Genomic DNA, 14,928 nt, shown 5'->3' on the forward strand with positions numbered 1-14,928 from the left:
CTCCGTCCAAGCAGAACGAATCGCCGTTTGTTTTATGCATCAATATACGTATAAGTACGTGTTTTCCCCTAATTTTCACAATATGTCAAGATATTTTTGAATATATCATTGTTAACTTACACTCTACTGGTCCTATTAAAGCGTAGTTGAACAGATTTTTGCCATATTATGCTACAGGGGAGCAGCTTACGGTGGAATCCCTTAAAGGCGGTCTTCAGAATACGTGATCAGGACGCGGTAACCCAGCGAAGCCAGTCGCTCCGCGGCTGTCTTGGCTTCGGGGTGGGAGACGAACTGTCCAACCCGGACGCGGTAGTAGACCTCCCCGTTGATCTGGGCCTTCACCAGGTACACACCTGCACCCTTTTGCTCCAGCTCCGCCTTCAGCGCGAGGGCGTTCGACTCCTCGACAAATGAGGCCACCTGCACCGAATAGCGGGCCGGGCCGGGAGCCGGCTGCGGCGCCTGGGTCAGCCGAACCCTGACCGGCGCTACACCGGGTCCGACCACCCCGAGCAACCGGGCCGAGGCATACGACAGGTCGATAATCCGACCGTCCACAAACGGCCCGCGATCATTGATTCTGACGGTGAGAGAACGGCCGTTAGTGAGATTGATCACCTCCACCCAGCTTCCGAGCGGGATCTCGCGGTGAGCGGCTGTAAGCTGATACATATCGTACACCTCGCCGCTGCTGGTGCGGCGACCATGATACGGATGACCGTACCAGGACGCCAGCCCCTTCTCGCCCGATGGGTCCTCCCATGCGCGCGGCCCCCGGCTGATCGACGCACACGACGTCAGGAATAAGAGCAACAGCAGCGGCAGCACGAGCATCGCGGATTGGCGTATTCTGAGCACTAGATCACCTCCTGATAGATTCCGGAAACAGATCGTCGAGGTACGACGCGAGAATTCGCTGAAGGACCGGGCTGCGCCATAGAGTATTTCCCCGGATGTCTGACAGGTGAGGAATCTCACCAAGGACCGGGATCGGCAAAAGACGGCGGAGGACCGAAAGATTGGTCGTTCGGGCAGTCGATCGCTCCGCTGTCGCGCGATTCACGATGGCCCCGGCCACCGGAACGCGGGCAGCAAGGGCAGCCTCGACCGTCAGTCTGGCATGGTTCAACGCGCCAAGCCTGGACCCGATCACCACGACCAAAGGCAGTTGCAACCGGTCAGCAAGATCGAGGAACGACACCTTTTCGGTGATAGGAACCAATAGACCGCCGGCACCCTCTACCAGCATTATGGCATGTCGATCGGCGAGACGATCGAAGCGCTCCAGCAGCCGCTCGACATCGATGGATCGTCGCAACCGCTCAGCCGCCACCATCGGGGCCAGCGGCTCACGGAAGCGATATGGGTTGATCAGGTCGAGGGCGTCCCGCGATCCTGCCGCCTCACGAAGCGCCAAGGCGTCCGGCGGTCGCAGCCGGCCATCTCCCGTAGGGCAGCCGGTCTCGACCGGCTTCATCACCCCGATGTCGATCCCACATGTCCGCAAGGCATGCGCCAGCCCGGCCGTAATCAGCGTCTTCCCGACGCCGGTATCCGTGCCGGTCACGAATAGACCTCGACGTCTAGTGTAATGCGCCATAGACCCCTTACATCCCGTTCGTGGTGAGCCCTTCGGCCATCCCAGCCGTTCGCCCTGAGCCTGTCGAAGGAAAACGGCTGGGATGCTCAGGACAGGCTTGTCGAACCATGAACGGAACTAGCCACAATACATCACCCTTCGACAGGCTCAGGGCGAACGGTGAATGTCAAGAAGCGTTGGACTCACTACACTAGCGCCTTTCATTGCTCCGTCACAGCCCTGATAGAGTCACGAACAATTCGAACCATCCTGACGATGTCCTCAGGCGAAATCGACAGGGGCGGCATCAGGACGATGACGTTGCCCAGCGGTCGGATGATCAGCCCTCGTCGCCGCGCCTCCAGGATAGTCCGAATCCCGATCTTCGCCCCGTAAGGGTACGGCTCCCCGCACGCCGGTTCCTGCATCAGCTCGATCCCAACCATGAACCCCACCTGCCGGATGTCGCCCACATGCGGCAGCGATCGCAGCGATTCGAGTTCCCGACGAAGTAACGCGATCTTGGGCTGCAGCCGTTTGAGAGTGCGCTCCCGCTGAAAGCACTGGAGATTCGCGAGGGCGGCGGCGCAGGCCAGCGGGTTGGCCGTGTAGCTATGGCCGTGAAAGAAACTCTTCTTTTCCCCATAAGGAGCGCAGAAGCCGTCGAAGATCTCCTGCGTCGTAAGCGTTGCAGCCAGCGGAAGATATCCTCCCGTCAGTCCCTTCGCCAGGCAGAGCAGGTCTAGCGTCACCCCCTCCTGTTCACAGGCAAACATCGTCCCGGTCCGGCCAAAGCCGGTGGCGACCTCGTCCAGGATCAGCAGCACGTTGTACTGTGAGCAAAGTGAGCGGACCGCCTTCAAGAAGTCCGGCGGTGAGGGTAGCATCCCGGCCGCACCCTGGATCAGCGGCTCCATGACGAGACCCGCGATCCGATCATGATCGCGCGCCAGCATCGACTCCAGCCGCATGAGCGGATCTGACCGGCGGCGACGGTCCCATGGCGCCCGATACGGCGACGGGATCCGTCGGATGGCAAAGAGGAGCGGCCGGTAAAGCTGATGGAACAGATCGATCCCGCCGACGCTGACCGCGCCCAGGGTGTCGCCGTGATACGCCTCTTCCAGCGCGATAAATCGGCTTTTGCGGGCAAGCGCTCCACCCTGCTGCTGCCAGTACTGAAACGCCATCTTGAGCGCGATCTCGACGGCGGTCGAGCCGTTGTCGGAGTAGAAGACCTTGGTAAGTCCTTTCGGCGCGATCCGAATGAGGGTTCTGGCCAGCTCAATGGCAAGCGGATGCGAAAGACCCAGGAAGGTGGTGTGGGCGATCTTCCCCAGTTGGGCGCGGATGGCCCGATCGATCGCGGCGTTGCGGTGGCCGTGGACCGTCACCCAGAGCGAGGAGACGCCGTCCAGGTAGCGGTGCCCTTCCACATCGATGAGGGTACTCCCCTCACCCCGCTCGATGATCGGGTGACGTTCCTGCAGCCAGTCCTGCATCTGGGTGAACGGATGCCAAACGTAGCGTTTGTCGTCCTGCTGGAGCCGATGGCTGCGAGCGGCCATGGCGAAGGTCAAAGCGCAGCGGTCGCGGCGTGGCGTTCCGGGGGGAGCAACGATTCGCCAAAGTCAAGCCCCAGATCACGGAACATCTTGAGGTCGTCGCTCACGCTTCGATTCCTGGTGGTCAGGAAGTCGCCGACCATCACCCCGCTTGCGCCGGCAAAAAAGATCATCGGGTGCAGCTCGCCCAGATGCTGCCGCCCCGCGCAGATGAAGATGTTCTTGGTCGGAAGGATCCATCGAAAGAGCGCGATCACCTTCAGTATCTCAAGGGGCGCTAATGGAGGGAACTGCTGGAACCGGGTCCCGTCCACGGCGATGAAAAAGTTCAGAGGGACCTCGTCTACGTCCAGCTCTCTCAGGGCGAAGGCCAGCTCGGCGCGATGCCTGGGCTCCTCTCCCATCCCGAAGACCCCTCCACTGCACGCCCTGATCCCGGCGGCCTTCGCCGCCCTGATGGTCGCGACCCGCTCGTCATAGGAGTGGGTCGTGCAGACCTTCGGAAAGTAGGAACGGCCGGTCTCCAGATTGTGGTTGAACGTGGTGAGGCCGGCCGCCTTAAGCTGTCGGAACTCTTCATCGCCCATGATCCCGAGTGAGGCATGCCCCTCGACCAGGCCGTCCTGCGCAATGGCGCGAAGCCCCTCGACAAGTCGCTGAAAATCCGTGGATGCAGCGGCGTAGCCGCGCGCTGCGGTCACGACCCCAAGCGCGGTGGCGCCGTACGCTCGCGCCTTCCTGGCGGCCAGGACCATCTCGTCCGGAGAGATCACGCTATACCTGGCGACCTCGGTGGCCTGGCGGGACGACTGACTACAGAAACCGCAATCCTCCGGACAGCCGCCACTCTTGGCGTTGACGATGCCGCACAGATGGATCCGATTCCCGAACCGATCCAGCCGGAGACGATTCGCCACCTGAAACAGTTCATGGACGTCGTAATCGGACCGCTCGAATAGCAGGGCGGCCTCCTCGAACGCCAGCGTCCCTCCGGCCAGCACCCGCTCGCCGATCCGCCGCACTTGTGCCGTCATCCCGTGTAACTGTACGGTTTCCACGATTCCCCCGTTGTATCTAATCCGTACGCATGATCTAAACCTCGAATAAAGTTGAGCCTACTGAAGCCGTCCGGTGATGTCAAGCCGAAATGGTCACCTGAGGGCAGATGTTGATCGCGCAACCCTTTTCATATGCCTGTCATTGCGAGCGCTCGAAGGGTGCGGGGCAATCTCAGTACACAACGGCGAGATGGCTTCGCTACGCTCGCAATGACGCATTTCAATGTCTGTTCTCGGGGCGATAGGAAACGATTGACAAATTGGAGGGCGTATGCGATCCTATCGCGCTGTCAGTTCCGTCGCTGGCACGCTGGGAATCTCCTTTGGAGTAGAGCATGGGTAACCCGTTAGAGGCTATCGGACGCGCGGTCCTCAAGCAGGTCCAGACCATGGGGCACATGGCTATCTTCCTGGGTTCCACCGGTTTCTGGGCGGTCCTGCCACCGTTGAAGTTCAGGCGTGTTGTCGATCAGCTCCATTTTATCGGGGTGAAGTCAAGCTCAATTATTCTTCTGACTGCGGCCTTCAGCGGAATGGTACTGGGACTTCAGGGGTACTACACGCTTCGGAAGTTCGGGTCTGAGGCCCTTCTCGGTCCGGCCGTTGGTCTGAGCCTGATCCGAGAGTTAGGGCCGGTGATGGCGGCCTTAATGGTGGCGGCTCGGGCCGGATCGGCCTCTGCCGCAGAGATCGGCATCATGCGGATCACCGAGCAGATCGATGCGCTGGAGGCGATGGCCGTCAATCCCATGAAGTATCTCGTGGTACCCAAGGTCATCGCGGGACTGATTGCCGTTCCTCTCCTCACAGCTATCTTCGACGTAGTTGGAATCTTTGGCGGCTACCTCATCGGGGTGAAGCTGCTCGGCGTCGGCGCCGGCACCTACTTTTCCGAGATGCGGAATATGGTGGAGATGAGCGACGTGCGTGGCGGTTTCCTGAAGTCGGTGAGCTTCGGCCTTATTGTCACCTGGGTCTGCACATACAAGGGGTTTTATACCGGATATGGGGCCGAGGGCGTGGGCAAGGCGACCACTGAAGCCGTCGTTCTCTCGTCGGTCCTGGTGCTGGTCTGGAACTACTTCATGACCGCCGTCCTGTTTTAAACCGGATGATTCAGCTCATTAAACTGTACAAGAGCTTTGAGCAGCAACAGGTGCTCAAGGGAGTGAACCTGACCATCCCACGAGGGCAGGTAACCGCCGTTATCGGGCGGAGCGGAGGCGGCAAAAGCGTGCTGCTTAAACACCTCGTCGGCCTTATGCGACCGGACAGCGGTCAGGTGCTGGTCGACGGGATCGACCTCTGCCGGCTCCGCGGGAAGGCTTTAGATTCAGTACGCGAAAAGTTCGGCGTTCTATTCCAGGGTGGCGCCCTGTTTGACTCGCTGACGGTATTCGACAATGTGGCCTTCCCACTCCGAGAAAAGACCAAGCTGACGGAAGGCGAGATTGCCAAGCGCACGATGCAGCGGCTGGAGGCCGTGGGGCTCGCTGATATGACGCACAAATATCCCGCGGAACTCAGCGGGGGGATGAAGAAGCGGGCGGCCCTGGCCCGGGCCCTGGTCCACGACCCGCAGATCATCCTTTTTGACGAACCGACGACGGGCCTTGATCCGATCTTGCTGAATGCCGTCCATCGGCTGATTCTGGACGCCCACAAGCGCTTCGGATTTACCGCAGTCGTGGTCAGTCACGATATCCCGGAGATCTTCGACATCGCTCAGACGGTGGCGATGCTCCACAATGGGATCATCGTGGAACACGACAGTCCGGACAAGATCATGGCGTCCGCCAATCCTGTCGTTCGACAGTTTCTCACCGGGGCCAGCAACGGCCAGACCGGTCCGGAGTAGCCAAAGCGATCGATCGGGGAGGTCCTGGCGATGCCATCAGGATTTGTGGAAGATCAAAACGGAGAGTCGGATCGATGAAGCGACTGACCATGGAAACGCTGGTAGGGCTATTCGTGGTGGTGGGAATCGTGGCGTTAGCCTGGCTCTCAATCAGGCTCGGTAAGCTTGAGATAGTCGGCGAGCGGGGGTATACTGTCCTCGCCGAGTTCGACTCGGTTGCAGGTCTGAAGAATGGGGCGGTCGTCGAAATCGCAGGAGTCGAGGTGGGCAGGGTCAAAGAAATCGACCTGAAGAGCTATCGGGCTGTTGTGGTCATGAGCATCGATCCCAGCGTCAAGCTCCAGGATGACGCGATCGTCTCGATCCGGACAAAGGGGCTAATCGGCGAGAAGTATGTGAGGATCACACCAGGGGGCTCCGACACGATGGTCCAGCCGGGCGGTAAGCTTCGGGATACCGAAGACCCCATAGACATAGAGCAACTCATCGCGAATTATATCTTTGGCAAGCTCTAGCGGGAAAGTCAATCTGAAGCTCACATTGAACCGCTGATCTCGAAGGAGGCGCTCATGATGAATGCAGGCCGAGCGAGACGAGCACATTGGGTCGTGTTGCCCTTGGCGCTCATAACAACGGTGGCTACCGTACTGCCGGCATCCGCACAGTCGCCGGAACCGAAGGCCAGCTACAGCTTGAAGGATCTGATTCAGCGCACCCTGGCTACAAGTCCCGAAATCCGCCAGATGGAGAGAGGCGCCGAGGCGGCGATGGCAAAGAAAGATCAGGCCGATGCGGGGCGGCTCCCGCAGATCGAGGTGACTGGGGTGGTGGGACCGTCCTCTCGCGCCCGCGGTACCGTTGAGGGGGGTTCTCCGGATAGAAAGGACAAACCCACTGTCAATAATGTGTTCGAGCGCGTCGAGATGCAGCTGGTCCAACCACTCTATACTTTCGGAAAGCTTACGGGCTTCCGTGAAGCAGCGGAACAGGGGGTGAAGGTCGAGAAGGCGAAGGTGGACGAGAAGGCCGCTGACCTGATCTTGAAGGTCAAGGAGCTGTACTACGGCCGACTGTTGGCGAGCGACATGCTTGGGTTAATTGATGAGATCAACGAGGATCTCGACAAGGCGATCGAGAAGACGGAACGACAGCTCAAGGCTGAAGTGCCTGGGGCCGATGAGATGGATCTGTACAAGTTAAAAGCATTTCGAGGCGAGGTATTGAAGAACCGGGAAGAGGCCCAGAAAGGGTTCGATCTCGCCACGGGCGGTCTGATGTTCTACGCAGGTCTTGATCGCACAAAACCGTTTGAGCTGGATACGATAGGGCTGGAGGTCACCCCCAAGGAGGTGGCACCGGTGGACCGGGGAATGGATATGGCGCTGGAGCTACGACCGGAGATGACTCAGGTGCGGGCAGGGCTCAAGGCTACGGAATCGCTGGTCAAAGCAGAGGAGAGTAACCTGTATCCCCAGTTCTTCGTCGCATTAAACGGCGTCTATGCTCAGGCGGGGAATCGAACCCGGCAGCAGAACCCCTTTGCCTATGATCCGTTGAACGACCGCTACGCTGTGGTTGTCCTTGGCTTCAAGTACAACCTTGACTTCGGAATCACGCGAGGGAAAATCCGGGTGGCTCAGGCGGAGCACCTGAAGGTTGGGGATATGAAGTTGTTTGCCGAGCAGGGGGTCCCGTTGCAGGTGCGTAAGGCCCATCGAGAGCTTACTGAGGCGCAGGAGGCGCTGAAAGCTACAGAGGACGGGTGGCGGAACGCGAAGAAATGGCTGGTGGCGGCCAAAGCGAACTACGACCTTGGAGTCGGGGAGTCCAGGGAACTCGGCCAGGCTGCGGAGACATACGCCAGACTGCGGGCAGACAACTTCAAAGCGATGTACAATTATAATCTTGCGCTTGCGAACATCGAACATGCCACAGGTCAAGCGGTAAAGGAGGAGGCGAAGTGACCGCGAACTATTCCGATACCAGGTGCACATGGAAGATGCTAGTACTTGTCGGGGCGGCCATAGCGGTATTGTGGACTCCGGGACAGAGCCTGGCCGGTCCCGCGACAGATCAGGTCAAGGGAACCGTTGACCAGGTGTTAAAGATCCTGACCGATCCGGCCCTCAAGGGTGAGCAGAAGACCAAAGAGCGCCGGGCCAAGCTTCGCAAGACCGTATTGGAGCGATTTGATTTCTCTGAGATGTCAAAGCGCTCCATGGGCCGGTACTGGAGCGAGCGTACTCCCGAGGAGCGCGCCAAATTCGTCGGCCTGTTCACCGATCTTTTAGAGCGGGCCTATGTTGATCGAGTCGAGGGGTATACAGGCGAGCAGATCTTGTACCTGGAAGAGACGGGAGATGGAAACTATTCCGAGGTGCGGACGAAGATCGTGACCAAACGAAACCAGGAAATCCCCATCTTCTACCGTCTGCAGAAGGCCGACTCCAAATGGGAGGTCTATGACATTGTTGTCGAGGGTGTCAGCCTGGTGAACAACTATCGTACCCAGTTCAGCAAGATCATTCGCACCTCCTCGTACCAGGATCTGGTGAAGAAGATGCAGGCCAAGGTCGAGGGTGAGGAGGGGTCAGAGCTTGGCGCCCCCAAGTCGAAGGTCCGGTGAAAAAGGAGTCGCGATGACGGGAGACGTTCAGAGCCTTTATCATAAGATCACGATTTGGTGCGCGGCGGGTCATCCGCCGTATCTCTCAACGGACATGGCGAAAAGCTTCAGCGACTATCTGCTGAGCTTCCTCAAATCGGCTGAGGGAGAGAGATTCCTGCGGACCCTGGGTTATATCCGAATTGTGGAATCTGCCGGGGAGAAGCAGAGCGCGGAAACCTGACCCTCACGACTCCTTCGGCCGCTGTAACTCCAGAAGGATCTTTTCGAGAGACTCTTTGGCGTGCCTTGCCTGTTCGACGTGGCCGCCAAGGAACTGGATCAGTTCATTCCGCATGGTCGGTCTCAGCGGTGTGAGGAAGCGCACGATCCCCTCCAGCGCCCCGTCGATCGCCTCCACCGCCGCCCGTACCTGCTCTCGAACTGCCTCTTCTGTCTTCGATGGTTCCTCTATCATGTTCAAAGACCTTTCTATCTTCTCAGTCTGTCCAGCTTCATCCACCACCACGCTCAGCTTACACGACGTACGCGCCTGACGCAAGGGGATCACCTGTCGCGCTCCAGGCTGCTTCGATGCTCCATGGCACCCTGGATGATCCGAGGTGGTTGAAGCGGCGAGCGCAATCTGTTAGTCTTAATAAAAAAAGATGTCAAAAGAACACAGACCCATCGAGATCGATTCCTCGCCCCTGCCGCGGGACGCGCAGGCGCTTGTCGATTCGTTCCGCGACCGGTATCCATTCCCCCTTGACCCATTCCAGGAGGAGGCCATCGGTCTGATCGCGGAGGGCAGCTCCGTGATCGTCTCCGCCCCGACCGGGGCAGGTAAGACCCTCATCGCTGAATTCGCAATCTACCGGGCGCTGGCCCATCAGCACCGCATCGCCTACACGACCCCTCTGAAGGCCTTGAGCAATCAGAAATATGCCGATTTCACCCGTCAGTGGGGTGAAGAGACGGTCGGCATTGTCACGGGCGACGTAAAGGTGAACTCCCGCGCGCCACTCGTGGTCATGACCACCGAGATCCTCAGAAATAAGTTCTACGGGGGCGAGTTCGAGGGACTTCGCTATGTAGTGCTGGACGAATGCCACTACATGGGGAATGTGGGACGGGGAACCGTGTGGGAAGAGATCATCATCAACTGCCCCCCAGAAGTCCAGCTTGTTGCCCTCTCGGCCACCGTCAGCAACATCGGTGAGATCGCCGAGTGGATCGGTCAGACGCACCGCCCGATTCGAGCTATCCACCATCCGGTCCGGCCGGTGCCGCTGCAGTACCTGCTCTGCGATAAGGAGGGGCAACTCTGGCCGCCTGAGCCGGCTTCGGTCCGGCGGATTCTACACGCGTCCTTCTCCAGCCGAAATGCGTACGAGGGACGGGAAATGGGTCGATGGGATCGGCGCGGGGAGCGGCGGCACCGTATCTTCCGCCGTCGTGCGCTCGACGAGAGCATCGCCATTTCCGTATTGCGGGCGCGCCGTTGGTTGCCGGTCATCTACTTTATCTTCAGTCGATCAGGATGCGAGCGGGCCCTCGCTCGCCTCCTGGAGCGCGGCATACCGCTTTTGGATCCCGCCAGGGGTGAGGAGATCGAGGAGGCGATTCAACGGACGCTGCTCGACTACCCGAGCATCAGTCCTGAGAGCGATCTGAATCGACTGATTCTGAACGGGCTCCGTCGCGGTGTAGGACTGCACCACGCAGGCGTCTTGCCGGCATTGAAGCGGCTCACGGAGGTTCTGTTTGAACGAGGACTGGTGCGGGTCGTCTTTGCGACTGAAACAATGAGCCTGGGGATTCATATGCCGGCCAAAAGCGTGGTGATCGGAGGGCTTCGTAAGCGGACCGATCTCGGGTTTCGGGGACTGACCGTGGGAGAGTTGTTCCAGATGGCCGGTCGGGCCGGGCGACGGGGGATCGATCCTGAAGGAACCTGCCTCCTGGCGCTTGATTCAGTTGAGGCGGCCGAAGACGCCGTTCGCCTGGTATGCGGCGATCCGGAGCCGATCGAGAGCCGATTTCGGATCGGCTACAGCAGCGCGGCGTTACTGATCGACATACAACGCGAGCCCGAGGCGATCCGCAAAACCATAGAGAAAAGCTTTGGCCAGTTTCAGAATCGTCGAAAGATCGAGGCCAGCCGGAGGGAACAAGAGGGGTTAATCCGTAGACTAGCCGACGCCGAGGGCATAGCATCACCCTGTTGCCCGGTCGGCACGCTGATCGAGTATCGGGAGCAGCGCGCCGCGCTGGAGCACGAGCGGGAACGGCTTGCGCATCTGCGGGTCGCGACCGCGCGGGCCGGCCGTACAGGTGGTCGAGGTCGCGGTCGACGACCTGCCGGTTCCGTAACCCTTTTCTGGGGCGACTTCGAGGAGAGCCGGTCGAAACTTGACGCGATGGCCCTCGCCCTCTCCCAGATGCCGTGTCACCGCTGCACGGAACGGCCGCTCCGTGAGCGGCAGCTCAAGCAGTCGCGACAACTGGGGAAGATGCTGGATCGCCACCATCAGACGCAGCAGCAACTCCAGAATTCCTACTGGGAACAGTTCCTGCGGGTTGTGGGAATCCTCCAGCAGTTCGGCTACCTCGAGGATGGACGGCTGGGTGCGGAAGGCCGTCTGATTGCGTCACTGCGCCACGATAACGAGCTGTTGGTGGCCCGGGTGGTCTTCTCCGGGCTTCTGAAGGGGCTTTCGCCCGAGGAACTGGCAGCGCTCCTCTCATGCCTGGTGGAGGAACCGCGGAGAACCGAGCAGCCTGCCGCCAAGCTGTTTCTCCGCGATCAGGCGCACCTTCGCCGACGCGTGAAGATACTGGAAGATCTGAGCCAGGAGGTGGACAGGGCCCAGCGGTCCCACCAGGTTGAGCTTCCGGTCTCGATGCACACGACCTATCTGGCAGCCACCCATCGGTGGGTTGCCGGCGAGGACGACTGGCTGGCGCTGGTGGAGCAAAGTTTCGGAGGACATGAGGGCGACCTCATCCGGGCATTCCGCCGACTGATCGACCTGTGCCGGCAGCTTGAAGAGAGTCCGGAGTTGCCGGTCGATCTGACGCGAACCCTGTCGCGGGCGACCGCGATGTTAGATCGAGGCATCGTGTTGGAATCCGCATTGATCTAGAGGGGTGATCGATGGCCGCACCGCGCACCACTCCACCGCAATCGACCGGGAACGGGAGCACGCCGCTTGCGTCACCCTACGAAGGGGTGGCCTTACTGGCGGATCCAATCCACGGCTATATTGTCTTCACAGTGCCGACGGGTAACCGGTCGGAACGGACCGAGAAGGAGATCATTGATAGCCCTTGGGTCCAACGGTTGCGCCGCATTCACCAACTGCAGAGCAGTTGGTGGGTCTACCCCTCGGGCGAGCACAGTCGGTTTCAGCATGTCCTGGGGACTATGCACATGGCCGGCGCGTTCGCCAGACACCTCTATCCCACCCTGAAGGAGACATTCGGGAAGACCCTGCCGTCGGAGCCGTTCATCGAAGAGCTGTTGAGGCTTACCGGACTGCTCCACGACGTGGGACATGGTCCCTTCGGACATTTTTTCGATGACCACTTCCTGCAGCAGTTTCACGTCGGTGGCGCGCGACTGAACCACGAGATTCTGGGAATGGCTATCCTCACGAAGAAGCTGGGGCGGATCATCAAAGCGATCCGCCGAAGTCCGAGCGGGCCGTTTCAGTCGAATGAGCGACTTGACCCCGGACAGATCGCGTTTTTGATCAAGAAGCCGGAGACCGGCCCTTCGACAGGGCTCAGGACCGGCCCCGTGGTCGGCTTTCCGGACTGGCTGCTGGCGCTTCGCCCGCTCTTCTCCGGGATCTACACCGTGGACAACCTTGATTATGTTCAGCGAGATGCCTATATGACCGGTTTCTCGCTGGATATGGTGGACATCGAGCGGCTGCTGCTGTACACATTTTTTACACCGAAGGGGCTGACCCTGCACAAAGCCGGAGAGTCGGCCCTGATGCGATTCCTGAATGCAAAGTTCGCCCTCTACGCGCACGTCTACCATCACCGAACGACCAGAGCCATCGATCTGCACGTCCAGGAGATCTTCAAGGAGACGATGGCGCGAATCGCTCCGTATAATCCGTACAAGGCACTGGACCGATACCTGGAACTGACCGATTGGTTCCTACTCGAACGGGTTCGTGAGTGGGCTACCTCGAAGGATCCGCACGAACGGGCGCTGGGAGCGGAATGGGGGAAGATCTTGGGTCGGAAGGTCAAGTGGAAGATGGCCTATGATTTCGTGTCCACCATCGAGGAGTCGCAGCGGATGGTCCAGTTTCAGACCGCCGCACATCTGGAGGAGGCGATCCGCCGCCACCTGTCCACGCGCCTGCATGGGATCGAGTTCAAGGTGGACATGGCCGCGCTCGATCCCCGGCCCATCAACCCTCTGGCCGAAGGGAGCAAGCAGATCTTTATGTACAATCCGGCGACGGGCGAAGTGTCGCCCAGACCGCTCATGGACCTATTTCGCGATATCCCGCCCAAGGTAGCCCGGTACCGGGTTTTCACCACAGACCGCCGCTATGTCAAGGCTCTCAGCGAGGCCTCCGAAAAGGCGCTGACCGGCGCCGCCGGTGAATCGGTTCCGACCAACATCTAAACGGGGTACCTTAATGTAGGCGTTCAACACCCCTTCCTCTGGAATCCTGGCCGGTCCAGGTGTAGAAACGGCTGAGAGTTCTCAGAAAGCCCTGAAAAGTGTTTGACATCTTGGCGAGCGCATGGCAAGCTACGCTGCACGAAAACAGTTCGGTCTTGTTCGACAGAGATCTGTGACATTGTGGCCAGGGATACCGCGTGGAGGGACAGGCGATGTACTATATGATCGAGTTCGATCAAAAGTCAGGGATTACACGGAAACAGGTAGCCGAAGCGTATCAGCAGTTTGCCGACCACTTCGCAAAGCTCCTCCCGCAGTTTAAGCTTGTCGGCCTTTTCTCTCGTGACCTCTACGTGGGGCATCGTCCTCAGTACCTGGCACTCTGGGAGTTCCCCGCCTATGCTGATCTCGACGCATGGGAGAAGCTCTGGACAACGGACCAAGAAGGACGACGGCTGGCCCAGGAGCTGAGCGAGATTGCTCAAGACTGGGATGCCAAGGTAATGACCAAGCTCCTCTAAGACCGGGTTCGCCAAGGCTCCAGCAGGGCGGTCCTACCGTCCAGCCGGGGCCCCTCCCGCTTGACAAGCGTTATACAATACCGTACAAACCCTTAAGGGTGCGTAAGTTATCACGGCGGTGTAGCTCAGTCGGTCAGAGCACGCGGCTCATATCCGCGGCGTCACTGGTTCGAGTCCAGTCACCGCCACCAAGTCCTCACGCCTTCTTTCCCTGGCGACGTATAGCCGCCATGGGCCTCTGGAATATCGCCGCGCTATTCAGCCAGCCATCCGACACGCGATCCGCTGCTACTTCACGGGGACGGTATCCGGCTGGTCCTTCTCTGCGATGTTGAACGTCAAAGCCTTGGCGGGAGTTGCCACACTGAGGTTCTTGACGCGATGCACCTGCTCGGGCGCCAAATGGAAGGTGTCGCCGCGCTTCAAGGTGACTGGTGGCTTCCCTTTGACCTCCATGCTGATGGTGCCTTCAAGGAGGTAAATGAGCTCTTCTCCGTGGTGATAGTGCAGCCCGGTGACCGCTCCCGGCGCAAACTCCACCAGGACCAGCATACCCTCCTTCCCTTCAATCCCTGCCAGAGGCGTCTTGAGCAGCACGGTGCGGTTCATCGGCGCCTGCTGAGCATTCACGGTTTGAGTCCCGATTACCCCCACTGCGATCCCGGTCGCCAATGTGAAACTGAGCAACAAGGCGGTGCGTTTCATGGGTTTCTCCTTTCTGTAACGTCGACTGTTTCGCGATTAAACTCACAGCTCAAATGCCCACCGAAAACAGAAACCCCCGCCAAGCGGCGGGGGGATCATGGTGGGCGGTACTGGGATCGAACCAGTGACCTCCGCCGTGTGAAGACGGCGCTCTCCCGACTGAGCTAACCGCCCAACCTTTTACGTTGGCTATTGTACATCCCACCTAAAATAAGTCAAGTCATTCCAGTGGCACAGACCATGGCGCCGCCTGCGCGCGCAAGGGCGGATTCGCCTTGAAGTTTGAGCGGTGCGAGCATAACATACAGTTCTTGTTGGTAACATAGGAGATTGAGCGAGAGATCGTTATTGCTTTCCAGAAAGGGTCGCGCATGCTG

15 protein-coding genes and 2 tRNA genes are annotated in these 14,928 nt (G+C 59.5%); 10 read left to right on the plus strand and 7 right to left on the minus strand.

What is annotated here, in order from left to right; all coding sequences use genetic code 11:
• Window positions 1–201 precede the first annotated feature (201 nt).
• From KGL31_12250 to bioB, 4 genes are all read right to left on the minus strand, one after another.
• Window positions 202–861, minus strand: a complete 660-nt coding sequence (locus KGL31_12250; protein MDE2322664.1) for a septal ring lytic transglycosylase RlpA family protein — start codon at window positions 859–861, stop codon at window positions 202–204.
• 4 nt (window positions 862–865) lie between these two features.
• Complete coding sequence (gene bioD / locus KGL31_12255; GenBank protein MDE2322665.1) at window positions 866–1,603, minus strand: dethiobiotin synthase; 738 nt, start codon at window positions 1,601–1,603, stop codon at window positions 866–868.
• Between the two features lie 200 nt (window positions 1,604–1,803).
• Complete coding sequence (gene bioA / locus KGL31_12260; GenBank protein MDE2322666.1) at window positions 1,804–3,150, minus strand: adenosylmethionine--8-amino-7-oxononanoate transaminase; 1,347 nt, start codon at window positions 3,148–3,150, stop codon at window positions 1,804–1,806.
• Window positions 3,151–3,158: 8 nt separating this feature from the next.
• Window positions 3,159–4,205, minus strand: a complete 1,047-nt coding sequence (gene bioB, locus KGL31_12265; GenBank protein MDE2322667.1) for a biotin synthase BioB — start codon at window positions 4,203–4,205, stop codon at window positions 3,159–3,161.
• A 335-nt stretch (window positions 4,206–4,540) separates the two neighbouring features.
• Here bioB and KGL31_12270 point away from each other — a divergent pair, with 335 nt between their 5' ends.
• The 6 genes from KGL31_12270 to KGL31_12295 all read left to right on the plus strand — a co-directional run bounded on the left by KGL31_12270 (window position 4,541) and on the right by KGL31_12295 (window position 8,912).
• Complete coding sequence (locus tag KGL31_12270; GenBank protein MDE2322668.1) at window positions 4,541–5,311, plus strand: ABC transporter permease; 771 nt, start codon at window positions 4,541–4,543, stop codon at window positions 5,309–5,311.
• 5 nt (window positions 5,312–5,316) lie between these two features.
• Window positions 5,317–6,063: an ABC transporter ATP-binding protein gene (locus KGL31_12275; GenBank protein ID MDE2322669.1), complete on the plus strand. Its 747-nt coding sequence runs from the start codon at window positions 5,317–5,319 to the stop codon at window positions 6,061–6,063.
• A gap of 74 nt (window positions 6,064–6,137) precedes the next feature.
• Window positions 6,138–6,578 carry an outer membrane lipid asymmetry maintenance protein MlaD gene (gene mlaD / locus KGL31_12280; GenBank protein ID MDE2322670.1) on the plus strand — a complete coding sequence of 147 codons (441 nt, stop codon included), beginning with the start codon at window positions 6,138–6,140 and terminating at the stop codon, window positions 6,576–6,578.
• A gap of 54 nt (window positions 6,579–6,632) precedes the next feature.
• Window positions 6,633–8,027, plus strand: coding sequence for a TolC family protein (locus KGL31_12285; protein ID MDE2322671.1), 1,395 nt, complete (start codon window positions 6,633–6,635; stop codon window positions 8,025–8,027).
• Window positions 8,024–8,689: an ABC transporter substrate-binding protein gene (locus KGL31_12290; GenBank protein ID MDE2322672.1), complete on the plus strand. Its 666-nt coding sequence runs from the start codon at window positions 8,024–8,026 to the stop codon at window positions 8,687–8,689. Before KGL31_12285 ends, KGL31_12290 begins: the two co-directional genes overlap by 4 nt.
• A gap of 13 nt (window positions 8,690–8,702) precedes the next feature.
• Window positions 8,703–8,912, plus strand: a complete 210-nt coding sequence (locus tag KGL31_12295; protein MDE2322673.1) for a hypothetical protein — start codon at window positions 8,703–8,705, stop codon at window positions 8,910–8,912.
• 3 nt (window positions 8,913–8,915) lie between these two features.
• On the opposite strand, the gene KGL31_12300 is transcribed toward KGL31_12295, so the two are convergent.
• Window positions 8,916–9,146, minus strand: coding sequence for a hypothetical protein (locus KGL31_12300; protein ID MDE2322674.1), 231 nt, complete (start codon window positions 9,144–9,146; stop codon window positions 8,916–8,918).
• 190 nt (window positions 9,147–9,336) lie between these two features.
• Here KGL31_12300 and KGL31_12305 point away from each other — a divergent pair, with 190 nt between their 5' ends.
• The 4 genes from KGL31_12305 to KGL31_12320 all read left to right on the plus strand — a co-directional run bounded on the left by KGL31_12305 (window position 9,337) and on the right by KGL31_12320 (window position 14,037).
• Complete coding sequence (locus KGL31_12305; protein MDE2322675.1) at window positions 9,337–11,817, plus strand: DEAD/DEAH box helicase; 2,481 nt, start codon at window positions 9,337–9,339, stop codon at window positions 11,815–11,817.
• 11 nt (window positions 11,818–11,828) lie between these two features.
• Entirely contained in the window at window positions 11,829–13,325 is a 1,497-nt protein-coding gene (locus KGL31_12310; GenBank protein MDE2322676.1) for an HD domain-containing protein, read from the plus strand.
• 212 nt (window positions 13,326–13,537) lie between these two features.
• Window positions 13,538–13,846: a hypothetical protein gene (locus KGL31_12315; protein ID MDE2322677.1), complete on the plus strand. Its 309-nt coding sequence runs from the start codon at window positions 13,538–13,540 to the stop codon at window positions 13,844–13,846.
• A 114-nt stretch (window positions 13,847–13,960) separates the two neighbouring features.
• A tRNA-Met gene (locus KGL31_12320) sits at window positions 13,961–14,037 on the plus strand.
• A 97-nt stretch (window positions 14,038–14,134) separates the two neighbouring features.
• Here KGL31_12320 and KGL31_12325 read toward each other — a convergent pair.
• Together KGL31_12325 and KGL31_12330 are read right to left on the minus strand one after the other, a co-directional pair.
• A complete protein-coding gene (locus KGL31_12325) occupies window positions 14,135–14,551 on the minus strand; it encodes a cupin domain-containing protein (GenBank protein MDE2322678.1) in 417 nt (138 codons plus the stop codon).
• 98 nt (window positions 14,552–14,649) lie between these two features.
• Window positions 14,650–14,725: transfer RNA gene (locus KGL31_12330), tRNA-Val, on the minus strand.
• Window positions 14,726–14,928: the final 203 nt, after the last annotated feature.

It is taken from the genome of Candidatus Methylomirabilota bacterium, assembly GCA_028870115.1.
GTDB lineage: Bacteria > Methylomirabilota > Methylomirabilia > Methylomirabilales > Methylomirabilaceae > Methylomirabilis.

Excerpts from the sequence above, each read along its gene's own strand:
- bioD (MDE2322665.1), bottom strand. The coding sequence starts at position 1,603 with ATGGCGCATTACACTAGACGTCGAGGTCTATTCGTGACCGGCACGGAT.
- bioA (MDE2322666.1), bottom strand. The coding sequence starts at position 3,150 with ATGGCCGCTCGCAGCCATCGGCTCCAGCAGGACGACAAACGCTACGTT.
- KGL31_12270 (MDE2322668.1), top strand. The coding sequence starts at position 4,541 with ATGGGTAACCCGTTAGAGGCTATCGGACGCGCGGTCCTCAAGCAGGTC.
- KGL31_12275 (MDE2322669.1), top strand. The coding sequence starts at position 5,317 with ATGATTCAGCTCATTAAACTGTACAAGAGCTTTGAGCAGCAACAGGTG.
- mlaD (MDE2322670.1), top strand. The coding sequence starts at position 6,138 with ATGAAGCGACTGACCATGGAAACGCTGGTAGGGCTATTCGTGGTGGTG.
- KGL31_12285 (MDE2322671.1), top strand. The coding sequence starts at position 6,633 with ATGATGAATGCAGGCCGAGCGAGACGAGCACATTGGGTCGTGTTGCCC.
- KGL31_12295 (MDE2322673.1), top strand. The coding sequence starts at position 8,703 with ATGACGGGAGACGTTCAGAGCCTTTATCATAAGATCACGATTTGGTGC.
- KGL31_12300 (MDE2322674.1), bottom strand. The coding sequence starts at position 9,146 with ATGATAGAGGAACCATCGAAGACAGAAGAGGCAGTTCGAGAGCAGGTA.
- KGL31_12305 (MDE2322675.1), top strand. The coding sequence starts at position 9,337 with ATGTCAAAAGAACACAGACCCATCGAGATCGATTCCTCGCCCCTGCCG.
- KGL31_12310 (MDE2322676.1), top strand. The coding sequence starts at position 11,829 with ATGGCCGCACCGCGCACCACTCCACCGCAATCGACCGGGAACGGGAGC.
- KGL31_12315 (MDE2322677.1), top strand. The coding sequence starts at position 13,538 with ATGTACTATATGATCGAGTTCGATCAAAAGTCAGGGATTACACGGAAA.
- KGL31_12325 (MDE2322678.1), bottom strand. The coding sequence starts at position 14,551 with ATGAAACGCACCGCCTTGTTGCTCAGTTTCACATTGGCGACCGGGATC.